Origin of the sequence: Streptomyces sp. NBC_01089, assembly GCF_045162975.1 — a bacterium.
Classification (GTDB): domain Bacteria; phylum Actinomycetota; class Actinomycetes; order Streptomycetales; family Streptomycetaceae; genus Streptomyces.
Genome location: NZ_CP108660.1, coordinates 2,783,639 through 2,806,922, shown reverse-complemented (window position 1 = coordinate 2,806,922; position 23,284 = coordinate 2,783,639). Strand labels below are relative to the sequence as shown.

At 70.8% G+C, this 23,284-nt stretch carries 22 protein-coding genes; 16 read left to right on the top strand and 6 right to left on the bottom strand.

Translation table 11 applies throughout. The features are described from left to right. Positions 1-122: 122 nt before the first annotated feature. The 5 genes from OG510_RS12305 to OG510_RS12285 all read left to right on the top strand — a co-directional run bounded on the left by OG510_RS12305 (position 123) and on the right by OG510_RS12285 (position 6,080). A complete protein-coding gene (locus tag OG510_RS12305) occupies positions 123-1,754 on the top strand; it encodes an ABC transporter substrate-binding protein (RefSeq protein ID WP_406136810.1) in 1,632 nt (543 codons plus the stop codon). Between the two features lie 82 nt (positions 1,755-1,836). Further along, the gene (locus tag OG510_RS12300) at positions 1,837-2,760 is read left to right on the top strand and encodes an ABC transporter permease (protein WP_406136809.1); all 924 of its coding nucleotides are present in this window, start codon (positions 1,837-1,839) and stop codon (positions 2,758-2,760) included. Continuing rightward, positions 2,753-3,727 carry an ABC transporter permease gene (locus OG510_RS12295; protein ID WP_406136808.1) on the top strand — a complete coding sequence of 325 codons (975 nt, stop codon included), beginning with the start codon at positions 2,753-2,755 and terminating at the stop codon, positions 3,725-3,727. Before OG510_RS12300 ends, OG510_RS12295 begins: the two co-directional genes overlap by 8 nt. A gap of 12 nt (positions 3,728-3,739) precedes the next feature. Then, positions 3,740-4,717 carry an ABC transporter ATP-binding protein gene (locus OG510_RS12290; RefSeq protein ID WP_406136807.1) on the top strand — a complete coding sequence of 326 codons (978 nt, stop codon included), beginning with the start codon at positions 3,740-3,742 and terminating at the stop codon, positions 4,715-4,717. Beyond that, positions 4,707-6,080 (top strand): ABC transporter ATP-binding protein, encoded by a 1,374-nt coding sequence (locus tag OG510_RS12285; protein WP_406136806.1) that lies wholly within the window; start codon positions 4,707-4,709, stop codon positions 6,078-6,080. Before OG510_RS12290 ends, OG510_RS12285 begins: the two co-directional genes overlap by 11 nt. A gap of 22 nt (positions 6,081-6,102) precedes the next feature. On the opposite strand, the gene OG510_RS12280 is transcribed toward OG510_RS12285, so the two are convergent. Beyond that, the gene (locus tag OG510_RS12280) at positions 6,103-7,248 is read right to left on the bottom strand and encodes an ABC transporter ATP-binding protein (protein ID WP_406142374.1); all 1,146 of its coding nucleotides are present in this window, start codon (positions 7,246-7,248) and stop codon (positions 6,103-6,105) included. 342 nt (positions 7,249-7,590) lie between these two features. Further along, complete coding sequence (locus tag OG510_RS12275) at positions 7,591-9,726, bottom strand: prolyl oligopeptidase family serine peptidase (RefSeq protein WP_406136805.1); 2,136 nt, start codon at positions 9,724-9,726, stop codon at positions 7,591-7,593. A gap of 228 nt (positions 9,727-9,954) precedes the next feature. Between OG510_RS12275 and OG510_RS12270 the strand changes: the two genes are divergently transcribed. From OG510_RS12270 to OG510_RS12235, 8 genes are all read left to right on the top strand, one after another. Further along, on the top strand, positions 9,955-10,149 hold the full coding sequence (locus OG510_RS12270) for a hypothetical protein (protein ID WP_164263029.1): 195 nt from the start codon (positions 9,955-9,957) through the stop codon (positions 10,147-10,149). A gap of 130 nt (positions 10,150-10,279) precedes the next feature. Further along, entirely contained in the window at positions 10,280-11,236 is a 957-nt protein-coding gene (mshB, locus tag OG510_RS12265) for an N-acetyl-1-D-myo-inositol-2-amino-2-deoxy-alpha-D-glucopyranoside deacetylase (protein ID WP_406136804.1), read from the top strand. Then, positions 11,233-11,658, top strand: a complete 426-nt coding sequence (locus OG510_RS12260) for a DUF6113 family protein (RefSeq protein ID WP_406136803.1) — start codon at positions 11,233-11,235, stop codon at positions 11,656-11,658. Before mshB ends, OG510_RS12260 begins: the two co-directional genes overlap by 4 nt. A gap of 164 nt (positions 11,659-11,822) precedes the next feature. Then, positions 11,823-13,910, top strand: a complete 2,088-nt coding sequence (locus OG510_RS12255) for a hypothetical protein (RefSeq protein WP_406136802.1) — start codon at positions 11,823-11,825, stop codon at positions 13,908-13,910. A 164-nt stretch (positions 13,911-14,074) separates the two neighbouring features. Then, positions 14,075-14,998: an ABC transporter ATP-binding protein gene (locus OG510_RS12250; protein ID WP_406136801.1), complete on the top strand. Its 924-nt coding sequence runs from the start codon at positions 14,075-14,077 to the stop codon at positions 14,996-14,998. After that, a complete protein-coding gene (locus OG510_RS12245; protein ID WP_406136800.1) occupies positions 14,995-15,735 on the top strand; it encodes an ABC transporter permease in 741 nt (246 codons plus the stop codon). The genes OG510_RS12250 and OG510_RS12245 overlap by 4 nt, the downstream gene beginning before the upstream one ends. Then, positions 15,732-16,898, top strand: coding sequence for a sensor histidine kinase (locus tag OG510_RS12240; RefSeq protein WP_406136799.1), 1,167 nt, complete (start codon positions 15,732-15,734; stop codon positions 16,896-16,898). Before OG510_RS12245 ends, OG510_RS12240 begins: the two co-directional genes overlap by 4 nt. Further along, a complete protein-coding gene (locus tag OG510_RS12235) occupies positions 16,895-17,500 on the top strand; it encodes a response regulator transcription factor (protein WP_406136798.1) in 606 nt (201 codons plus the stop codon). The genes OG510_RS12240 and OG510_RS12235 overlap by 4 nt, the downstream gene beginning before the upstream one ends. 86 nt (positions 17,501-17,586) lie before the next feature. Here the strand turns inward: OG510_RS12235 and OG510_RS12230 are convergent, their stop codons facing one another. Further along, entirely contained in the window at positions 17,587-18,066 is a 480-nt protein-coding gene (locus tag OG510_RS12230) for a DUF2000 family protein (RefSeq protein WP_406136797.1), read from the bottom strand. A gap of 49 nt (positions 18,067-18,115) precedes the next feature. On the opposite strand from OG510_RS12230, the gene OG510_RS12225 reads away from it, so the two are divergent. Next, positions 18,116-18,949 carry an AraC family transcriptional regulator gene (locus OG510_RS12225; protein WP_406136796.1) on the top strand — a complete coding sequence of 278 codons (834 nt, stop codon included), beginning with the start codon at positions 18,116-18,118 and terminating at the stop codon, positions 18,947-18,949. Here OG510_RS12225 and OG510_RS12220 read toward each other — a convergent pair. Then, the gene (locus OG510_RS12220) at positions 18,942-19,784 is read right to left on the bottom strand and encodes a transglutaminase-like domain-containing protein (protein ID WP_406136795.1); all 843 of its coding nucleotides are present in this window, start codon (positions 19,782-19,784) and stop codon (positions 18,942-18,944) included. The two genes, OG510_RS12225 and OG510_RS12220, sit on opposite strands and share 8 nt — an antisense overlap. Before the next feature lie 17 nt (positions 19,785-19,801). Beyond that, positions 19,802-20,821 carry a GNAT family N-acetyltransferase gene (locus OG510_RS12215; protein ID WP_406136794.1) on the bottom strand — a complete coding sequence of 340 codons (1,020 nt, stop codon included), beginning with the start codon at positions 20,819-20,821 and terminating at the stop codon, positions 19,802-19,804. A 113-nt stretch (positions 20,822-20,934) separates the two neighbouring features. Between OG510_RS12215 and fdxA the strand changes: the two genes are divergently transcribed. Next, positions 20,935-21,255, top strand: coding sequence for a ferredoxin (fdxA, locus tag OG510_RS12210; protein ID WP_164267011.1), 321 nt, complete (start codon positions 20,935-20,937; stop codon positions 21,253-21,255). Positions 21,256-21,346: 91 nt separating this feature from the next. After that, the gene (gene dapC, locus OG510_RS12205) at positions 21,347-22,447 is read left to right on the top strand and encodes a succinyldiaminopimelate transaminase (RefSeq protein ID WP_406136793.1); all 1,101 of its coding nucleotides are present in this window, start codon (positions 21,347-21,349) and stop codon (positions 22,445-22,447) included. 100 nt (positions 22,448-22,547) lie between these two features. On the opposite strand, the gene OG510_RS12200 is transcribed toward dapC, so the two are convergent. Beyond that, entirely contained in the window at positions 22,548-22,964 is a 417-nt protein-coding gene (locus OG510_RS12200; RefSeq protein WP_406136792.1) for an ATP-binding protein, read from the bottom strand. Between the last annotated feature and the right edge of the window lie 320 nt (positions 22,965-23,284).

Here is a 23,284-nt window from a genome sequence, read left to right as displayed (position 1 = left end):
GCGGGGCATCCGGGCGTTTCTGGTGACGGATGGACACAGACGGCCGTAGAGAAGGTGCATTGGTGCTGCTATCCAGTGATATTGGGCCCTAAGCGGTATTTAGGACCTAGAGGAGGCACTCCATGCGCGGAGCCACACACGCCAAGTGGGCCGCATGCGCGGTCGCCGTCGCCCTCGCGGCGACGGCCTGCGGCGGCGGAGGAAGCAGCGGCGGAAGTGGCGGGGCGAACGGAGTACTCAGCTCTTCCTGGGGCGATCCGCAGAACCCGCTGGAGCCGGCGAACACCAACGAGGTCCAGGGCGGCAAGGTCCTCGACATGATCTTCCGGGGCCTCAAGAAGTACGACCCGAAGACCGGCAAGGCCGAGAACATGCTGGCGTCCGGCGTCACGACCAGCGACTCGGTCAACTTCAAGATCACGCTCAAGAAGGGCTGGACGTTCAGCAACGGCGAGAAGATCACCGCCAAGTCCTTCGTCGACGCCTGGAACTACGGCGCGGATCTGAAGAACAACCAGAAGGACGCCTACTTCTTCGCCTACATCGACGGCTACGACAAGGTCCACCCCGACTCGGGCAAGGCCACGGCGACCAAGCTCTCCGGGCTCAAGGTGGTCAACGACAACACCTTCACGGTGAAGCTGAACCAGAAGTTCTCCACGTTCCCGGACACGCTCGGTTACCCGGCCTTCGCCCCGCTGCCCACGGCGTTCTACAAGAACCACTCCGCCTGGCTGTCCAAGCCGATCGGCAACGGCCCGTACACCGTGCAGTCGTACACCAAGGGCTCGAAGATGAGCCTGCGCAAGTGGAGCAAGTACCCGGGCCCCGACAAGGCGCAGAACGGCGGCGTCGACCTCAAGGTCTACACGGACAACAACACCGCCTACACCGACCTGACCGCGGGCAACCTCGACCTGGTCGATGACGTCCCCGCCGCGCAGCTCAAGAACGTCAAGGCCGACCTCAACGGGCGTTACATCAACACCCCCGCCGGCATCATCCAGACGATCGCGTTCCCCTTCTACCGCCCCGAGTGGAACACCGCGGGCGCCAAGAAGGTGCGGGTCGGGCTCTCGATGGCGATCAACCGCCCGCAGATCACCAAGACGATCTTCCAGAACACCAGGACCCCGGCCACCGACTGGACGTCCCCGGTCCTCGGCGCCAGCGGCGGATACAAGGCGGGGCTCTGCGGCGCCGCCTGCACGTACAACCCCACCGAGGCGAAGAAGCTGGTCAAGGAGGGCGGCGGCATCCCCGGCGGCCAGCTGAAGATCTCGTACAACGCGGACACCGGCTCGCACAAGGAGTGGGTCGACGCCATCTGCAACAACATCAACAACACCCTCGGCAACGACAAGGCGTGTGTCGGCAACCCGATCGGTACGTTCGCCGACTTCCGCAACCAGATCACCGCGAAGAAGATGACGGGCCCGTTCCGGGCCGGCTGGCAGATGGACTACCCGCTCATCCAGAACTTCCTGCAGCCGCTGTACTACACCAACGCCTCGTCCAACGACGGCCACTGGACGAACAAGCAGTTCGACACGCTCGTCAACCAGGCCAACGCGGAGACCGACAAGGCGAAAGCCGTCAAGAAGTTCCAGGACGCCGAAGGGGTGCTCAAGGACAACATGCCCGCCATCCCGCTCTGGTACCAGAACGGCAGCGCGGGCTACTCCGACCGCGTCTCGAACGTCGCGCTGAACCCGTTCAGCGTGCCGGTCTACAACGAGATCAAGGTCCACTGACGCCTGAGGAAGCGAGGCCCGGCGTGCGCCCAGCGCGCCGGGCCCTTGAATCTTCCCGGAACGACGACCCCCGGAGCCCCTCATGGGACGTTATGTGATCAGGCGTCTGCTGCAGATGATCCCGGTCTTCATCGGCGCGACGCTGTTGATCTTCCTGATGGTGAACGTGATGGGCGACCCGGTCGCCGGCCTCTGCGGCGACCGCGCCTGCGACCCCGCGACGGCCGCCCAGCTGCGCAGGGAGTTCGGCCTCGACAAGCCCGTGTGGCAGCAGTACCTGACCTACATGGGCAACGTCTTCACCGGAGACTTCGGGACCGCGTTCAACGGTCAGAAGGTCACCGACCTGATGGGCAGCGCCTTCCCCGTCACCATCCGGCTCACCATCGTCGCCATCATCTTCGAAGTGATCATCGGCATCGCCTTCGGTGTGATCACGGGGCTCAGGCGCGGCCGCCCGGTCGACTCGACCGTCCTGCTGCTCACCCTGATCGTCATCTCCGTACCGACCTTCGTCACCGGCCTGCTGGCCCAGCTGCTCCTCGGGGTGAAGTGGGGGCTCATCAAGCCCGCCGTCTCGCCTGAGGCCCCGTTCAACGAGCTGATCCTCCCCGGGCTCGTCCTCGCGTCCGTGTCACTGGCGTACGTCACCCGGCTGACCCGCACCTCGATCGCGGAGAACCGGCGCGCCGACTACGTCAGAACCGCCACCGCCAAAGGGCTCCCGAGACGCCGCATCATCATCCGGCACCTGCTGCGCAACTCGCTGATCCCCGTCGTGACCTTCATCGGTACGGACATCGGGGCCCTGATGGGCGGTGCCATCGTCACCGAGCGCATCTTCAACATCCACGGCGTCGGCTACCAGCTCTACCAGGGCATCGTCCGCCAGAACAGCCAGACCGTCGTCGGCTTCGTCACCGTCCTCGTCATCGTCTTCCTGGTGGCGAACCTCATCGTCGACCTCCTCTACGCCGTTCTCGACCCGAGGATCCGGTATGCCTGAGCCGCAGAATTCCGACGAAGCCATCTCCGCGGCGGGGGCCGGCGGGGCCACGGACCTCGCCATGAGCGAGGGCACCACGCTGGAGAACCAGCGGGGCGACGGCGGGCCGGGCCCCGACGAACAGGCCCGCAGCCTCTGGTCGGACGCCTGGCGCGATCTGCGCCGCAACCCGATCTTCATCATCTCGGGGCTGATCATCCTGTTCCTCGTGGTGATCTCGATCTGGCCCCAGCTCATCGCCGACCAGAACCCGCTCGCCTGCAACCTGGACAAGGCCCAGGAAGGCCCCCAGCCCGGACACCCCTTCGGCTTCACCGGACAGGGCTGCGACGTCTACACCCGTACCGTCTACGGCGCCCGTCAGTCCGTGACGGTCGGTGTCTGCGCGACCGTCGGGGTGGCCCTCATCGGCAGCGTCCTGGGCGGTCTCGCGGGCTTCTTCGGCGGCGCGGGCGACGCGATCCTCTCCCGTATCACCGACATCTTCTTCGGCATCCCGGTGGTGCTCGGCGGTCTGGTGCTGCTGTCCGTGGTCACCAGCAGCACCGTCTGGCCCGTGATCGGCTTCATGGTGCTCCTCGGCTGGCCGCAGATCGCCCGTATCGCGCGCGGCTCGGTCATCACCGCCAAACAGAACGACTACGTCCAGGCCGCGCGGGCGCTCGGCGCCTCCAACTCCCGGATGCTGCTGCGCCACATCGCGCCGAACGCGGTCGCCCCGGTGATCGTCGTGGCGACCATCGCACTCGGTACGTACATCTCGCTGGAGGCGACCCTGTCCTTCCTCGGCGTCGGCCTGAAGCCCCCCACCGTCTCCTGGGGCATCGACATCTCCGCCGCTTCGCCGTACATCCGCAACGCCCCGCACATGCTGCTCTGGCCGGCCGGTGCCCTGGCGATCACCGTGCTCGCCTTCATCATGCTCGGCGACGCGGTGCGCGACGCCCTCGACCCCAAGCTGCGCTGAGGAGTCCGGACCATGCTGCTCGAAGTACGCGATCTGCACGTGGAGTTCCACACCCGCGACGGGGTCGCGAAGGCGGTGAACGGCGTCGACTACACGGTGGACTCCGGCGAGACGCTCGCCGTCCTCGGCGAATCCGGCTCGGGCAAGTCGGTGACCGCCCAGGCCATCATGGGCATCCTCGACGTACCACCGGGGAAGATCGCGGGCGGCGAGATCCTCTTCCAGGGACAGGATCTGCTCAAGCTCAAGGAGGAGGAGCGGCGGAAGATCCGTGGCGCGAAGATGGCGATGATCTTCCAGGACGCCCTCTCCTCGCTCAACCCGGTGCTCAGCGTCGGCGAGCAGCTCGGTGAGATGTTCACCGTCCACAAGGGCATGTCCCGCAAGGACGCCAAGGCCAGGGCCGTCGAGCTGATGGACACGGTGCGGATCCCGGCGGCCAAGGAGCGGGTCGGCCAGTACCCGCACCAGTTCTCCGGCGGGATGCGCCAGCGCATCATGATCGCCATGGCGCTGGCCCTGGAGCCCGACCTGATCATCGCGGACGAGCCGACCACCGCACTCGACGTGACCGTGCAGGCGCAGGTGATGGACCTGCTCGCCGAACTCCAGCGGGAGTTCAACATGGGGCTCATCCTGATCACCCACGACCTGGGCGTGGTGGCGGACGTCGCGGACAAGATCGCGGTGATGTACGCGGGCCGGATCGTGGAGACATCACCGGTCCACCAGATCTACAAGGCCCCGGCCCACCCGTACACCAAGGGCCTGCTCGAATCGATCCCGCGTCTCGACCAGAAGGGCCAGGAGCTCTACGCGATCAAGGGCCTGCCCCCGAACCTGCTGCACATCCCGCCCGGCTGCGCCTTCAACCCCCGCTGCCCGCTGGCCCAGGAGGTGTGCCGTACCGACGTACCTCCGCTGTACGAAGTGTCCCCGGAACGCCGGAGCGCCTGCCACTTCTGGAAGGAGACGCTCAATGCACGCTGACCACTCGCGGCGCCACGCGGCACGTGACGAGGCGCGTGACGAGGCCGAGGCCCGGCGCGACCTGATGGAGAAGTCGCACGCCGAGGTCGCCTTCCACGAGAAGGAGCCCATCCTCGAGGTCCGCGACCTGGTCAAGCACTACCCGCTCACCCAGGGCATCCTCTTCAAGAAGCAGGTCGGCGCGGTCAAGGCCGTCGACGGGGTGTCGTTCGCGCTCAGCCAGGGCGAGACGCTCGGCGTCGTCGGGGAGTCCGGCTGCGGCAAGTCGACCGTGGCCAGGATGCTGGTCAACCTGGAGGCGCCGACGGCCGGTTCGATCCGGTACAAGGGCGAGGACATCACCAAGATGTCCGGCCGCGCCCTCAAGGCCGTACGCCGCAACATCCAGATGGTCTTCCAGGACCCCTACACCTCGCTGAACCCGCGGATGACGGTCGGCGACATCATCGGGGAGCCGTACGAGATCCACCCCGAGGTGGCGCCCAAGGGCGACCGGCGGCGCAAGGTCCAGGACCTGCTGGACGTCGTGGGGCTCAACCCGGAGTACATCAACCGCTATCCGCACCAGTTCTCCGGCGGCCAGCGACAGCGCATCGGCATCGCGCGCGGCCTCGCGCTCAACCCCGAGATCATCGTGGCCGACGAGCCGGTGTCCGCGCTCGACGTGTCCGTACAGGCCCAGGTCATCAACCTGCTGGGGCGGCTCCAGAAGGAGTTCGACCTGGCGTACGTGTTCATCGCGCACGACCTGTCGATCGTCCGGCACATCTCCGACCGGGTGGGGGTGATGTACCTGGGGCGGATCGTGGAGGTCGGCTCGGACGCGGAGATCTACGAGCACCCCACCCACCCGTACACCCAGGCGCTGCTCTCGGCGGTCCCGGTGCCCGACCCCGAGGCGCGGGACGCACGCGAGCGGATCATCCTGGTCGGCGATGTGCCGTCGCCCGCGAACCCGCCGTCGGGCTGCCGCTTCCGCACCCGCTGCTGGAAGGCGCAGGAGCGGTGCGCGCAGGAGGTACCAGCGCTCGCGGTGCCCGAGGTGTTCCGGACGACGGAGGGGCCGGTGCACCACGACTCGGCCTGCCACTTCGCCGAGGAGATCCAGGTCGTGCCGGACACCAACGGCGGGTCCGACGAGGGCGGGGCAGGACCCGCCGCCGGCACGGGGCCGTCCGGTCCCTGGTCCTCCGGTCCTGGGTCCTCCGGTCCGGGGCCTGCCGGTACGCCGGGGTCTGGCACGGGGCCCGCCGGTGGTACGCCGGGGCCGTCCGGCGCGACGCCCGCGGGCCCGGCGGCGCCCCCGGGCGGCGGGCCTGCCGGGCCCCCCGCCGGTCCTTCGACGGGTGCGACGCCCGCCTAGGTGTCATGGCCGTCCGGGGCGCCTACACGCTCTCCGTCCCCGGTGCGCCCGGACCGCCCGGGTCCGACTCCAGTTCGCGCAGCGCCGGGTCGAGGATGATCTCCGACTCGCGCTCCGTCGTCGGGGCCTCCGGGAAGTGGCAGGCCGTCAGATGTCCGTCCTGGCTGCCGTCGACCCGTACCAGCGGCGGCTCCTCGGTCGCGCATTTGTCCTGCGCCTTCCAGCAGCGGGTACGGAAACGGCAGCCGGACGGCGGTGAGATCGGGGACGGCACATCGCCCGCGAGCCTGATGCGTTCATGGACGGCGCGCTCGTCGTCGCTGATCAGCGCGGGCTCCGGGACGGCGGAGAGCAGCGCGTGCGTGTACGGGTGGCGCGGCTGCTGGTAGATCGAGTCCCGGTCGCCGACCTCGACGATCTTGCCGAGGTACATGACGGCGACCCGGTCCGAGAAGTGCCGGACGACCGCCAGGTCGTGCGCGATGAACAGGAACGCGATGTCCATCTCGCGCTGGAGTTCCTGGAGGAGGTTGACGACCTGGGCCTGGATGGAGACGTCGAGCGCGGAGACCGGCTCGTCCGCGACAATCAGTTTCGGCTCCAGGGCGAGGGCGCGGGCGACGCCGATGCGCTGGCGCTGGCCGCCGGAGAACTCGTGCGGAAAGCGGTTGTAGTGCTCCGGGTTGAGACCGACGATCTCGAGCAGCTCGCGGATGCGGTGCTCGCGGCCGCCCTTGGGATGGATGCCGTTGATCTCCATCGGGCCACCGATGATCTTTCCGATGGTCTGGCGGGGGTTGAGCGACGAGTACGGGTCCTGGAAGATCATCTGGATCTCGGGGCGGATCGGCGCCAACTGCCGCCGCCCCGCGCGGGTGATGTCCTGCCCCCGGTAGACGAGCCGGCCGGCGGTCGGTTCGAGCAGCCGGGTCAGCACCCGTCCTGTGGTGGACTTTCCGCACCCCGACTCGCCCACAAGACCGAAGCTCTCGCCCGTGTGCAGGGAGAGGTCGATGCCGTCGACGGCCTGGACCGCGCCGATCCTGCGCTTGAAGGGAAAGCCGCCCATGATGGGAAAGTGCTTGGTCAGCCCCTCGGCGGAGAGAAGTACCTCACCCTGGCGGGGCGCCTTGTCGCGGGGAGCGGGAATGGTGGCCTCGTGCGCCATGTCGTATCGCTTCCTCGGTGTGGTGTCCTGGCCCCGGCCGGTGGGCCCGGTCGTGGCTTGATCCATCAACTCCCTTGCCAGCGGTGCGCTATGGGCTCTTCGGTACGGGGCTCTTCGGCCCGCTGCCCCCGCTGTGTGGAACATCGCAGCTGAGCGGAGCGTGGCCCGGCGCCACGACGCGAGTCAAGGGCCCGGGCAGCCGGAGTTCTTTTCACAATGCGGCAACTCCGCTGTCGTGGAGCCGATATGCGGGACCGCCAGACTGGGCAGCTACGGGGCCGTGCGGGTGCCGTGGACCGGCCGGGGCGACATGTCGCCCCGGCCGGTCGCCCCATGCTCCACTCAGCGCGCCACAGGCAGATTCAGGGACCGCCGGATGAAGTCGACCTGGAGCAGCAGCAGATTCTCCGCCACCTGCTCCTGCGGCGTCATATGGGTGACACCGGAGAGCGGCAGCACCTCGTGCGGGCGGCCCGCGGCGAGCAGCGCCGACGAGAGCCGCAGGGTGTGGGCCGCGACGACGTTGTCGTCCGCCAGGCCGTGGATGACCATCAGCGGCCTGGCCGGGTTCTCCGGAGCCGAGAGCCCGTCGTCGGTGACGAGCGCGCTCGCCGCGTACACCTCGGGCCGCTGGGCCGGGTCGCCGAGATAGCGCTCGGTGTAATGCGTGTCGTACAGCCGCCAGTCGGCGACCGGGGCGCCCGCCACACCGGCGTGGAACACATCGGGGCGGCGCAGCACCGCGAGCGCGGCCAGATAGCCGCCGTACGACCAGCCGCGGATGGCGACCCGGTCCAGGTCGAGCGGGAAGCCCTGGTCGGCCAGCCCGTGCAGGGCGTCGACCTGGTCGTCGAGCGTGAGCGTGAAGTCGCCCTTGACGGCCTTCTCCCACGCGGGGGAGCGGCCCGGGGTTCCCCGGCCGTCCGCGATCACCACCGCGAAGCCCTGGTCCGCGAACCACTGGGACGTGAGGTACGCGTTGTGCGCGGCGACCACCCGCTGGCCGTGCGGGCCGCCGTACGGGTCGAGGAGCACCGGAAGCGCGCCGTCGGATTCCTGGTGGCCGCTGGGGAGCAGGACGGCGCACGGAATTTTCCGTGCGCCCCCCTCGGCGAACGTCACGCGGGGGGTGAGGCCCGGAGCCTCCGCGTACGAGGCGACCGTGGCTACCTCCTTGCCGCCCCGCAGCACCCGGACATCCGTGCCGGGACGCTCCGTCCGGGCCGAGAGGAGCACCGTGACACCGCCCGAGCGCACCGCCGAGTGCACCCCTGGCCCCTCCGAAAGACGTTCCACGCCCAGCTCGTTGACCCGGTAGACATGGATCTCACCGGTCTCGGGAGCGGCGGCGACCTCGCCCGCGGACGCCGAGACCAGCACGTCGTCAACCGAGATGTCCAGCACCGCCCGAACGTGCAACTCCGGCCCGGTGAGCAGCCGGTCGCCGACCGCGAGCACCCGTGCGCCGCCCTCGTCGGCGATCCGGACCAGACCGCCGGCGGGCGCCCAGGCGGGCACCCCGGGGAACAGGTCGAGCCACACCGGGTCCTCGTCGACATGCACGGTCCTGGTGGTGCCGGACTCCGTGTCGACGCCCAGATAGCGCTGGCTGCGCTGGTCACGGGCCTGGACGAGCAGCAGCGGAGCGCCGTCGGACGACCAGTGCACGGCCGCCAGATACGGGTGGCGGGCGCGGTCCCAGACCACCTCGGTACGCGTCCCGTCCAGGGCGTAGAGGAAGAGCCGCACCTCCGCGTTGGCGGTGCCGGCCGCCGGATATCCGACCTGCGCGGGCTCCTGTTCCGGATGCGCCGGGTCGGCGATCCACCAGCGCTGTACGGCGCTGTCGTCGGCCCGCGCCACCAGCAGGCTCCGTGAGTCCGGCGCCCACCAGTAGCCGCGCGAGCGCTGCATCTCCTCGGCCGCCACGAACTCGGCCACCCCGTACGTGACGTGGGCGTCCTCCGGCTCGGCGAGCGCCCTGTCGTCCTCCCCCTCCGCGCCCACCACACGCAGCGCGCCGCCGGTCACATAGGCGATACGGCTGCCGTCAGGGGACGGCCTGGGGTCGATGACGGGGCCCGGAACCCGGATCTCACGGGTGCCGGCCGCCCGCAGCCCGGCCGTGAACAGCCGTCCCGACAGGGCGAAAACGGCCAGCTCGGCCGCCTCGTCGACGGCGTACCCGACGATGCCGGCCGAGCCCTCCCTGCTCCGCTCGCGGCGCGCCCTCTCCCCGGCCGAGAGCTGCTCGTCCGCGCCACCGAGCAGCGCCTCGGGGTCGGCGGCGACGCGCTCCTGTGCGCCCTGCCCGATGTCGAGCACCCAGAGCCGGTTCGCCCGGTCGGTTCCGGTGGGGGAGCGCAGGTAGACGACCCGGTCGCCGTCGGGCGACACCGTGAAGGCGCGCGGGGCACCGAGCGTGAAGCGCTGGGTTCTGGCGAACCGGCGGGGAAAGGAGTGTTCGTTCGATGTCATGCGACCGAACCTAGAGCCTTTCCTGTGGGCGGGGCGGGGTGGACCGCATCCGACTGCGGGCATGTGCCGCCCGGTTCTGCCGGGGGCGTACGTCCATGCGCCCCTCGTGCTGCCGTGCATCGATCATGCACGCCGCTGGATAGTTATGATCCGTAGCGCTAGGTGGGTATGACGCTACCGGCAGTTGTGGCATGCCCCTGGACCGTACGCAAGTGGAGGTGAACCGTCATGGCGCTCTCGATCTCGGCGGTGGTGCTGCTGACGATCATCGTCGTGCTCATGGTCAGGAAATCGGGGCTCAAAGCGGGGCACGCGGTGGTCTGCGCGCTTCTGGGCTTCTACCTGGCCAGCTCGTCCGTGGCGCCCACCATCCACTCGCTCACGACCAATGTGGCCGGGATGATCGGCGGTATCAAGTTCTGAGACCACGGAGACCACGGAGACCACGGAGATCGCTGATATCTCTGAGCCACTGAGGTCACTGGGACAGCGGGGACGGCCGGGCCGCCGGTCGGGCGGCCCGGGGAGCGCACACGGCTCGTAGGCTGTTCCCATGACGGACCTCCCCGACCGGCGCCTGCTCCTGGTGCACGCGCACCCCGACGACGAGTCGATCAACAACGGCGCCACCATGGCCGCGTACGCCGCCGAGGGTGCCCACGTCACCCTGGTGACGTGCACTCTCGGCGAGGAGGGCGAGATCATCCCGCCCGGACTCGCACATCTGGCGTCCGACCGCGAGGACGGTCTGGGCGCCCATCGCATCGGTGAACTGGCCGCCGCGATGCGGGAGCTGGGCGTCACCGACCACCGCTTCCTCGGCGGCCCCGGCCGCTTCCGGGACTCCGGGATGATGGGTGTCGAGCAGAACAGCCGCGAGGGCGCCTTCTGGAACACACCGGTGGACGAGGCGGCGGCGTATCTCGTCGAGGTGATCCGTTCGGTACGGCCGCAGGTCCTGGTGACGTACGACACCCACGGCGGCTACGGCCACCCCGACCACATCCAGGCGCACCGGGTCGCGATGCGCGCGGCCGGACTCGCGGCCGAGCCCGCCTTCCGTCCTGAGCTGGGCGAGCCGCACACGATCGCGAAGATCTACTGGAACCGGGTGCCGCGCTCGGTGGCCGAGGAGGGCTTCGCCCGGCTGCGGGCGGCCGGTGCCGGCTTCCCCGGTGTCGCGGACATCGGCGATGTGCCGGGGGTCGTGGAGGACGAGGTCATCACCGCGGAGATCGACGGCACGGCGTACGCGGCGGCCAAGTCGGCCGCGATGCGCGCGCACGCCACCCAGATCGCGGTGGACGGCCCCTTCTTCGCGCTCTCCAACGACCTGGGGCAGCCGCTCTTCGCCCGTGAGTACTACGAACTGGTGCGGGGCGCTTCGGGCGCACCGGAAGGCGAGCGCGAGACGGATCTCTTCGCGGGCGTCGCGGTGGGCGCCGCACCGGGCAGCGCAGCGAGCACGACGACGAGCACCACGTCGGGCAGCACAGGAGCGGACGAATGAGCATGAACCAGGGTCGTACGGGCGCGGGCGCGGGCACCGGCCTCGCGGCGCCGCTGAACCCCCGCCGTATCGCTGCCTACTTCGGGCTGGTCGTCCTCGGCGCGCTGACCGGTCTCGCGGGGGCGCTCGTACAGAGCGGCTGGTCCCCCGGCGGTCTGGTGCTCGCCCTGCTGGGCAGTGCGGCCGTCTTCTACGGGGGCCGGGTGGCGACCGGGACGGCGATCGGGGTCGGCGCCCCCGCCGTCGGCTGGCTGGTCGCCGTCATGCTGCTGACCGCCACCCGCCCCGAGGGCGACTTCGTCTTCGCCGCGGGCACGGGGTCGTACGTCTTCCTGCTGGGCGGGATGGTGGCCGCTGTGATCTGCGCCACCGTGCGCAAAGTGCCGCAGCCGGGGCCGGATTCCGCCCGACCTGGCAAGTGATGTGCCGCTTCGCCCGGTGAACCGGGCGCGGCCGCGGGCCGGTCGGAACGTTGCATTCCGCTGGGTGGGGGGTGCGATCGCGCCGTGCCCAGTATGGTGGTGCGCGCCGCCGAACCTCCCGCACAAGTAAGAACGGGCGGCGGAGCCAACCGGGAGAACCTGCCTTGAGTCGTGAAACTGACAGTTCGTCCACCGGCGCCCAGGGGCGTGGCGGGGCCGCGTACCCCTCGGGTACGCCGCCGTACGGAACCCGCCAGTCTTCTGAGGACGCCGCAGCGCCGGCCCCCGAGCCGCAGCCGGACGAGCCGAGGACCGAGACCACGCTGACGACGCGTATCCGGATCAACATCCCTGGCTCGCGGCCGATTCCGCCGGTCGTCATGCGGACGCCCATGGGGGAGAGCGAGCCGGTCGACGGCCGCTCCGACCAGGAGCGCACGAGCGCGATGTCCCTGCCGCCCGAGCCCGACCCGGAGCCGGAGCCCGATGAGCCGCCGGCCGAGCGGCCCACCAGCGACTGGTTCGCGCCGCGCAAGCCCGCGACGCCGTCCGCTCCTTCCGTGCCCTCGGCGCCCGCCGCGCCCTCCGGTCCCGACGGGTCGATCGGAGCGCCGCGTTCCGGTGCGCCGTCCGGGCCGGGCGGACCCGGGGCGCAGGACGGCGGCGGCCCCCGCTCCGACCTGCCGTACTTCGCCGAGCGGCCGCAGCAGGGCACCGGCGGTACGGGCGCGCCCGGTACACCTGGCACATCCGGAACGGCCGGTACATCCGGTGTGTCCGGTACCTCCGGTATGTCCGCGCCCTCCGGTCCTCCCGGGGCGCTCGGCTCGCTCGGGCCGCTCGGTTCCGCCGGGCTCGCCGGCCCCTCCGGGCCGACCACCGGCCCCGCGACCGGCACCAGCCCGCTGACCCCGCCGCTCGGCGACGGCCCCGCCACTTTCGGGGGCGCCGGGACGCCGCTGTCGGACGACACCGCCGTACTGACACCGCAGCAGCCCGCACCGGAGTTCGGCACCGGCACCGGCGGCCAGGGCGGCCCGCCCGCAGGCGGCAACGTCTCCGGGTCCACCCTCAGCAGCGGTGTCCCGGTGGCGTCGTCCGACCGCCGTGCACCGTTCCCGCCCGGCCCCGGCGGCGGTACGGGCCCGGTTCCTGGCATGGACCACCACGACGGGGCGCCGCGGCTCTCCGACGGCCCCTCGCCGTACAGCCCGTCGGGCCCGTCCGGCCCCGCCGGTCCGTCCGAGCACCCGGGCGTGGTCCCCACCCCGGCGCCCGCTCCGGTCCGGTCCGCCGCGCCGGCCAAGAAGGGCCGCTCGAAGCTGGGCCTCATCGGTGTCGGCATCGTGGTGCTCGCCGGTGTGGCGTACGGCGCGGGGCTGCTGATGAACCACTCCGACGTACCCAAGGGCACCACCGTGCTCGGCGTCGACATCGGCGGCGGCACCCGGGACGAGGCCGTCAACAAGCTCGACAGCACGCTCGGCACCCGGGTCAACTCCCCGATCCAGCTGAGCGTCGACGGCCGCAGGACCGAGCTCAGGCCGGCCACGGCGGGGCTCACCCTGGACACCCAGGCCACCGTGCGCGGTGCCGCCGGCAGTGACTACAACCCCGTCTCGGTGATCGGTTCGCTCTTCGGCGGCCAACGCCAGGTCGAGCCGGTCCTGCCCACCGACAACGAGAAGCTCGGCGTCGCGCTCACGGACCTTGCGGGTGCGTCGGGCTCCGCGTCCGATGGCACGATCAAGTTCGAGCCGGGCAAGGCCGTTCCCGAACCGGGCAAGGCGGGCAAGGCGCTGGACGTCAACAAGTCGATGGTCGCCGTCCGGGACGCGTTCCGTGCACAGGTCCAGACCGGGCAGCCGCACACCGTCCAACTCCCGGTCGTGGCACGGCAGCCGACGATCTCCCAGGCCGAGATCGACCGGGCTATGAAGGACTTCGCCAAGCCCGCGATGTCCGGCCTGATCACGATCAAGGCGGGCAACAAGCAGATCCAGTTCGGCCCGGAGAAGTCGCTCCCCAAGATCCTCTCCATGAAGCCCGTCAACGGCAGGCTCGAACAGGTCTACAACCGGACCGCGATCAACCAGCTGCTCGAAGGTGTCTTCGACGGCATCATGATCACCAAGGGCGACGGCCAGAAGCACCAGGTCTCGTCGACCGACGTGGCACAGGCCATGCAGACCGCGCTGCTCGGAAAGACGCCGGCCGAGCGCGTCGCCACGATCAGCCTCAACCCGAGCTGACCGGGCCGCGGCCACGCCGTACCGGCAACCCGGCCCCCGCCGACCACATCGGCGGGGGCCGCGCTGTGGCACAGCCCGTCATGAATCCCCTATGACATCTGTCATCGTCGACTCACGACAGGCGGCTCTGCCGCGGGGCACCTCCGGTGAGCGACGCTGTTCCCATGACGAAGACGACCGCACCGCCCACCACCGTGGCGAGCTTCGAGCAGGTGAACAAGACCTACGGCCAGGTACGCGCCGTGGCCGACCTCACCCTCGATCTGCACCCCGGCGAGACCGTCGCACTCCTCGGCCCCAACGGGGCGGGCAAGTCGTCGACGCTCGACCTCCTGCTCGGACTGCGCAACGCCGACTCGGGCACCGTCCGGGTCTTCGGCACCACCCCCGAGCAGGCCATCAGGGACGGCCGCGTCGGCGCGATGCTGCAGAGCGGCGGCCTGATGGAGGAGGTCAAGGTCCGCGAGCTGGTCCAGCTGGCCTGCGATCTGCACCGCCACCCGCGCCCGGTCGCCGATGTGCTCGACCGCGCCGGCATCACCCAGATCGCCGACCGCATGGTCAACAAGCTCTCCGGCGGCCAGGAGCAGCGCGTCCGCTTCGCGCTGGCGACAGCCGGGGACAACGACCTGATCGTCCTCGACGAGCCGACCACCGGGATGGACGTCTCCGCCCGGCACGCCTTCTGGGCCACCATGCGTGAACAGGCCGACCAGGGCCGTACGGTCCTCTTCGCCACGCACTACCTGGAGGAGGCGGACGCCATCGCCGACCGGGTGCTGGTCCTCCACAAGGGCCGGCTGCTCGCCGACGGGACCGCGTCCGAGATCAAGGCCAAGGCCGGTGCCCGGCGGATCGCCTTCGACCTGGAGGGCGCCATCGACGAGGGCGCGCTGCGCGGCCTCCCGTTCCTGACGGCCTTCGACGTGTCGGGCCGCACCGTCCGTATCCAGTCGTCCGACGCCGACGCCACCGTCCACGCGCTGTACGGACTCGGGCTCTACCCCCGCAATCTCGAAGTCGCGGGCCTCGGCCTTGAGCAGGCATTCGTCGCCATCACCGAGGCCGAGGAGGCCAAAGCAGCATGAGGACCCTGGTCAAGCTCGAAATCACCCGGACCCTGCGGAACAAGAAGTTCATGTTCTTCTCGATCCTCTACCCCTCGATGCTCTACCTGATCATCGCGAGCGGGGCGTCGTCGACCGACAAGGTGGGCGGCACCGGCCTCACCCTGCAGAACTTCTACGTGGTCGCGATGGCCTCCTTCGGCGCGCTCACCGCCGTCCTCATGGGCAACAGTGAGCGCATCGCCAAGGAGCGCGAGAAGGGGTGGGTGCGCCAGCTGCGCCTCACCGCGCTGCCGGGCCGCGGCTATGTCATCGCGAAGATCGGCAGTGCGGCGGTGGTCACGCTGCCGTGCATCGTCGTCGTCTTCATCGTGGCGGCGCTCGCCAAGGGCGTCCGGTTCGACGCCTGGCAGTGGCTCGCCCTGACCGGGGTCATCTGGGCCGGCAGCCTGGTCTTCGCCGCGCTCGGGGTCGCCATCGGATACATCGCCAGCGGTGACGCGGTCCGGCCGATCACGATGATCATCTACTTCGGCCTGTCCATCCTCGGCGGCCTCTGGCTGCCCACGACGTCCTTCCCGACGTGGCTGCAGAACATCGCGGAGTGGCTGCCCACCCACGCGTACGCCGGTCTCGGCCAGTCCATCGAGGTGGGCAACGCCCCGCACATCAAGGACGTGGCCATCCTCTTCGTGTACTTCCTGATCTTCGCGGGCGGCGCCGCCTGGCTGTACCGGAAGGACACACTGAAGGCGTGAAGGAGGAAAGAGCGGTCGGTATCGGCCGAGTACCCGAGAACCGCCGGGAGGCCGCCAGGAAGATGCTCTGGATCGGCATCTGGCTGGTCTTCCTGGGCACCCCGCTGAACGCACTGCTCGACGGCCGCTACTCGGCCGCCGAGCAGGTGCTCGGCTGGGCCGGGCTGGTCGTCTTCGTCGGCACGTATCTCGTCATGGTCTTCCGGCACACCAGCCGCTCACGCCATCCCGAGTACGTCAGCAGTGCCCTGGCCGCCGCCCTCGGCGTCATCGCCGTCGGGCTCAACCTCGCCCTCGGCTCCCCCTGGCTCGTGCTCTTCGTGTACGTCGCCGTGAACTGCGGCGCGGTCCTGCCGCTGCGCCGGGCCAGCTGGGGGATTCTCGGGTCCACGGTGCTGCTCTGTCTCCTCGCCGTCCGCAGCGGTGATCTGGAGCAGCAGGCCGGGCCGCTGCTCATCCCCACCCTGCTCGGCGGATTCGCGATGACCGGGGTACGGCAGCTGATCCGTACGACGGTCGAGCTGAAGGAGGCCCGCGCCACGGTCGCCCAGCTCGCCGCGAACGAGGAGCGGCTGCGGATGGCCCGCGACCTCCACGATCTGCTCGGCCACTCCCTGTCGCTGATCACGCTCAAGTCCGAGCTGGCCGGCCGGATGCTCCCGGACCACCCGGGGCAGGCGGCCGCGCAGGTCGCGGACATCGAGCAGGTCAGCAGGCAGGCGCTGACGGACGTACGGGAAGCGGTCACCGGCTACCGGCGGCCCACCCTGCCCGGCGAACTGGCGGGCGCCCGCACCGCGCTCTCGGCCGCGGGCATCGTGGCCGACGTCCCCGTCGACGTGCCCGCGGACTTCGAGGGCGCCGACCTGGACGAGGAGCGGGAGGCCGTCCTGGCCTGGGCGCTGCGCGAGGGCATCACCAATGTCGTACGCCACAGCGGCGCCCGCCACTGCACGGTCGCGCTCGGCGCCCGGCAGACCCTGGACGGCCGCAGCCTCGAACTGGTGGTGCGTGACAACGGCAGGGGCGCGGCGGCCGGTCCGCACGGCAACGGGCTCATCGGCCTGGCCGAGCGCCTCGCCAAGGCCGGCGGCACCCTCGATACCCAGGCCGGTCCTGGCTTCACCCTCACCGTCCGCGTCCCCATAGGATCCGGTGCATGATCAGGCTCTTGCTCGCGGAGGACCAGGCCATGGTCCGGGAGGCTCTGGCCGCGCTGCTCGGCCTCGAGCCCGATTTCGAGGTCGTGGCCCAGGTGGCCCGCGGCGACGAGGTCCTGGCCGCCGCCCGGGACCGGTCCGTCGATGTCGCGCTGCTCGACATCGAGATGCCCGGCATGACCGGCATCGAAGCGGCCGCCCAGCTCCACCGCGAGCTGCCCGCGCTCAAGGTCGTCGTCCTCACCACCTTCGGCCGCCCCGGCTATCTGCGCCGGGCCATGGAGTCCGGCGCCCACGCCTTCCTGGTCAAGGACGCCCCCGCGGCCCAGCTGGCCACCGCGGTACGGAAGGTGCTCGACGGGGAACGGGTCATCGACCCCACCCTGGCCGCGGCGGCGCTCTCGGACGGCGCGAACCCGCTGACGGACCGGGAGCGCGACGTGCTGCGCGCGGCGGCGGACGGCTCGACCAACGCGGAGCTGGCCGCGGCGCTGCACCTGTCGCAGGGCACCGTCCGCAACTACCTCTCGACGGCGATCCAGAAACTGACGGCTCGCAACAGGGCCGAGGCCGTACGGATCGCGCGCGAGAAGGGCTGGCTCTGATCCGGCCGCGGTCCGGCCGCGGTCTCCTGAGCCCCGGGCCCCCGCGTATCACCTCCACAGGTGCCCCTCCACAGGTGCACCCCGCTTCACGGGTGCATCCTGGCCCCCTTGAGTACCTTGTCCACCGCGTTGCGCGGTCCGTACACCGCGAGGCCCACCAGATCGAGCCGGTCGCGCCCGACCGCACGGACCGCGGCGCGGTTGTCCCGGTCGTTGCCCGTACCGAACAGATCACGGGTGAAGACGGCCCGGGGGAGCGCCCGGGACAGGACGCGTGCGTGCGCGGCGGTCAGCGTCTCGCCGGAGCCCTCGAAGACCAGCACCGGCTGCCGGAACATCGGCAGATAGGCCGTGTCGTCGGCATCCGCGTACGGTTCGCCGATCACCTCGGGCACCGTCGGGCCGAGACCGCTGACCAGGAACGCCGTCACATTCAGCCGCTGCCAGGTCGCCAGGTCCTCGTGCAGCAGCACGGCGATCTTGGTGTCGAAGCGGACCGGTGCGCCGTCGCCGAAGCCGGCGGTGGACGTGTAGGTGCTGGGGGCGGAGGCAGTCTCAGTACTCATGCTCCGAGACTGCCGAACGGTTCTGAGTAGCGTCTTGTACGTTGTTTGCATGGTGCCCGAGCCGGAGATCTCCGCATGGCGCCCGCCCGTAGCGGGTGTCGTGGAGGTCTTCCACGCCCACTTCACCGAGCACGCCTACCCGATGCACGTCCATGACGCCTGGACCCTGCTGATCGTCGACGACGGCGCGGTGCGCTACGACCTCGACCGCCATGAGCACGGCACCCCGCACGACACCGTCTCGCTGCTGCCCCCGCAGGTGCCGCACAACGGCTCACCCGCCACCCCGGAGGGCTTCCGCAAGCGGGTGCTCTACCTGGACATGACCCAGCTCGACGCCGGATACATCGGCGCCGCGGTGGACCGGCCCGACCTGGTCGACCCGGTGCTGCGCAGCAGCGTCGGCCGGCTGCACACGGCCCTGGCCTCCCGGGGCGACGAGCTGGCGGCGGAGAGCGGCCTGGCCCTGATCAGTGAGCGGCTGCGCGGACATCTGCGGCCCGGCACCACGGTGCGCCGCCCGGCGCGGGACGGCAGGACCGTCGCCCACCGGCTGCGGGCGCTGCTGGACGAACGGCTGGTCCAGGGCGTGACCCTGCAGCAGGCAGCGGCCGAGGTGCACGCCCACCCCGCCCATCTGGTACGGGCGTTCGGCGCCGCCTTCGGTATCACCCCGCACCAGTACCTGACGTCCCGCCGGATCGACCTGGCCAGGGGACTGCTGCTTGAGGGCAGTCTGCCCGGCGATGTCGCGGTGGCCACCGGGTTCTACGACCAGTCCCATCTGACACGGCACTTCAAGCGTGTGGTGGGTGTGGCACCGGGCCGGTACGCCCGCACGGGAGCGGCGCGGGCGCCCGCTGGTCCGCCGCCCCTCAGTTGAGCATCGCGCGGGCCGATCTGGCCCGTCCGCGTACCGACTCGGCCGTTGCCGGGTCTACCGTGGCGACCACCTCGGCGTACTCCTCCATCTCCACCGCGCCGCGCATGAAGTCGCCGCGCTCCACCAGGAGTTGGGCGTGTTCGTAGCGCAGTTGGGCCGGGTGTGCGGGCAGCAGCAGGGAGAGTTCGACGGCCCAGAGCTGGACGTCGGTGCGCTCGGGGCGGGCCGCGGCCCAGGCGCGGATGTTGTTCAGGACGCGCAGGACGATCTCCAGTGGGTCCGCCGGGACGAGCATGGCCGGATCGAAGGGCGCGCCCGTCGCCCCGGCGACCAGGGCGCCCGCGTCATCGCCGCTGAGCAGCCGGCCGCCCCCGAAGGGATCGGCGAGCACCTGCTCGTCCCGCGGCCCGGCCGGATCGCCGAAGCCGACCACGAAGTGGCCCGGCAGCGCCACCCCGTACACCGGCGCTCCGGCCCGCCGCGCCACCTCGATCCACACCACCGAGAGCAGGATCGGCAGCCCGCGCCTGTGCCGCAGCACCTCGTGCAGCAGCGAGGACTCCAGCCGCTGGTAGTCGGCGGCGCCGCCCCTGAAGTCGTGCCGCTCGCCGAGGAGTTCACCGAGGGCGGCGGCCCAGGCGCAGGCCCCGGTGAGCCCGTACGGCAGCATGCCCGCCAGCCGGTCGAGTTCGATCTCGGCGGTGTCGATGCCGTCCTGGCCGAGCGAGGGGTCGGCCTCCGTGCCCACCAGCAGACACAGCAGCGCGAGATCGGGCCGCTCGGAGCGGGCCTCGTCGGCGAACTGCCGGCGCCAGTCGGTGGATTGCTCGTCCATATGACTCTCGTACCCGCCTATGCCGTGGGGATGTGCTGCCGGTAGTGGTGGTAGCTGTGATGGGTCCTCAACCCCATGCCGTCGTAGAGCGCGCGGGCCCCGGCGTTGTCCTCCTCGACCTGGAGCCAGGCCGCCGAAGCGCCCTCGTCGAGTGCCCGGCGGGCCAGCGCGGTCATCACGGCGCTCGCCAGGCCCTGGCGGCGGGCCGCCGGGTCCACCTCGACGGCCATGAAACCGGCCCACCGGCCGTCGGTCACACAGCGGCCGATCGCCACCGGCACCCCGCCGGTCCCGGCGACCGAGGCGAACCACGTCGAAGGGCCGCTGCCGAGCACTTCGAGCACGGCCGGATCCGGGGTCGTGAAGCGCTGGTAGCGGGCCAGCCAGGACGCGTCGCAGGACCGGGAGAGCGTGACCCGGGAGACCGCGTCCTCCAGCGGGCGGCCCGGATCGCCCAGCGGAGCCAGCGCCCCGGTCCGTACCAGCGCGGTCACCTCGCGGGTCCAGCCGCGCTCCTCAAGACTCGCGGCGAGCACCTCCTGAGTGCCCTCGTACCCGGTGGCGAGCTGCATGTACGCGGGCAGGCCGCGCTCCGCGTACCAGGCGTGCACCCGCTCCAGCGCCTCGTCCAGCGGCCGGCCCGGATCGCCGAGCGGCAGTACGGAGTTGGCCCGGCGGGTGAATCCGGCGGCGGCCCGCAGCTGCCAGTCGCCGAGCTGCTCGCTCTCCACCGGCTGCCAGGCGCGGGCCATCGCCCGCGCCAGTTCGGGGAAGGTCGCGGACGGGCCGCGCCTGCGCGCGGGAGCCGCGGGGACGGTCTTGCCCGCGACGAGCGCCGATTCCGGGATACGGACCGACACGCCCGACCGTTGTGTGATGGACAGCACACCCGCGTCCCATGATGTGAGAACACCCACCGTGTCGGTGAACTTCGCACCTGGTGCGGCCTCGTTGGCCAGCTGCCTGACTGATACCCGTTTGCCCACGTCAACAGGTGTAATTCGGACCTCGAGCCGTCCGCCGGTAGTGAATTCCACAGCTCTCTCCGCCCCTCCTGTTCGGATCGCGCCCAGGAACGGAGATACTAGGTGCGGGCATCGACGACGCCGCGCTCCCGCGCAGAGCAGCCCTACCGAGGAGGAACGACAGCGTGACTTACGTCATCGCGCAGCCTTGTGTCGACGTCAAGGACAAGGCGTGCATCGAGGAGTGCCCCGTCGACTGCATCTACGAGGGCTCCCGGTCCTTGTACATCCACCCGGACGAATGCGTCGACTGTGGTGCCTGTGAGCCGGTCTGTCCGGTGGAAGCGATCTTCTACGAGGACGACACCCCGGAGGAGTGGAAGGACTACTACAAGGCGAACGTCGAATACTTCGACGAGCTCGGCTCGCCCGGTGGCGCCTCCAAGCTCGGCCTGATCGAGCGCGACCACCCCTTCATCGCGGCGCTTCCTCCGCAGAACGGCTGATCCCGTAGCGACCCGGTCCCGTACGGCGTCTTCGCCGTACGGGACCGCGGCATTTCTTGTGAAACCCCGTACGTACGAGAAAGTGAAGCCCGTGTCCGCACTCTCATCGCGTCTCCCCGCCTTCCCCTGGGACAAGCTGGAGCCGTACAAGGCGACGGCCGCAGCCCACCCGGACGGCATCGTGGACCTCTCCGTCGGCACACCGGTCGACCCGGTCCCGCCGGTCGTCCGCGAAGCGCTCGCCGCGGCGGCCGACTCGCCGGGGTATCCGACGGTGTGGGGGACCCCCGGGCTGCGCGACGCGATCAGCGGCTGGTGCGAGCGCAGGCTCGGTGCCCGCGAGGTCGCGCACACCAATGTGCTGCCCGTCGTCGGCTCCAAGGAACTGGTCGCCTGGCTGCCCACCCAGCTCGGCCTGGGGGCCGGTGACCGGGTGGCGTACCCGCGGCTCGCCTACCCGACGTACGAGGTCGGCGCGCGGCTCTGCGGCGCGGAGCCGGTCGTGTACGACGACCCGACGGAGCTGGACCCCGAGGGGCTCAGGCTGCTCTGGCTCAACTCGCCGTCGAACCCGACGGGCCAGGTCATCGGCGCGGACGAACTGGCCCGGATCGTCGCCTGGGCGCGGGAGCACGGTGTGCTGATCGCGAGCGACGAGTGCTACTTCGAGCTGGGCTGGGAGGCCGAGCCGGTCTCCGTGCTCCACCCGGATGTCTGCGGCGGTACGTACGACGGCCTGATCGCCGTCCACTCGCTCTCCAAGCGCTCCAACCTGGCCGGTTACCGCGCCGCGTTCATCGCGGGCGACGCCGCGGTGCTCGGCGAGCTGCTGCAGATCCGCAAGCACGGCGGGATGATGACGGCCGCGCCCGTACAGGCCGCGGTGGTCGCCGCGCTCGGCGACGACGCCCATGTGACGGAGCAGCGCGAGCGGTACCTGGCCCGGCGCGCCGCCCTGCGGACCGCGCTGGAGGCGCACGGCTTCCGGATCGAGCACAGCGAGGCCAGCCTCTACCTGTGGGCGACCCGCGACGAGGCGTGCTGGGACACCGTCGCCCACCTCGCCGAGCTGGGCATCCTGGTGGCGCCCGGTGACTTCTACGGGGTCGCGGGCGAGCGCTTCGTCCGGGTCGCGCTGACGGCCACGGACGAGCGGGTGGCCGCCGCGGTGAAGCGGCTGGGCGAGCAGTAGCCGGCCGCACCGCGATCCGCGTACGGGAAGGGCCCCGGGGAGCGAACTCCCCGGGGCCCTCGCCGTGTGTGCCGGGCGATGTCCGGCACGCCGGTGTGCCTTACCGGCCGAGCGGCAGGCCGTTGACCGGCAGCTTGCCCGTGGCCGGCAGGGCGCCGCCGGCGCTCTGCGCGGTGCCGCCGACCAGGGTGCCTGCGCTGCCCGCGGTGTCGCCCGCGGCCTTCTGGGCGGCCGGGGCGGCGGTCTTGCCGACGGCGCCGACGGTCTTGCCCGCGGCCGGGACGGTCTTCTTGACGGCTTTGCTGCCGGTGTCACCGGCCATGCCGGTGGTGGTACGGGCCGCACCGTCGACGGAGTTGCCCAGGCCGGCGCCGTCGAGGGCGGTCACGCCGCCCAGGTTCGGGGCCTGCGGGAGTTCCGCGGCGCTTGCGGCGCCGGCCGCACCGACCACGGGGGCCGCGCCCGCCGCGATCAGCAGCGCGGTACGGGCGATCCGACGGGTCAGGGAGAGGGACATGGTGCTCCTTGAGCGGGAGGGGACTTGACTGTCCGGCGTTCGGACGCTGTGACAACCGCTCGGGGGGAGGGGGAAGTTGCGGTGACCCCGGGTAAAGAGTGGGCAATGTGTCGCATTATCGGTTTCGGATAAAAACGGACAAACGGTGGTGCGTCGATATGCCTGCTGAACCGTCACTTCCCAGGGCCCCCATGGGGTCACCGAAGCGCGGTCGGGGGCGCCCGGAGGGGGTGTGGAAGGCGCGCCGGGGAGGCCGGGGGAGCCGCTTCCGGGTGACAGGTCGCGCGTCTGTACGGGGCGGTTGGGGGCTGCTTCAGGGG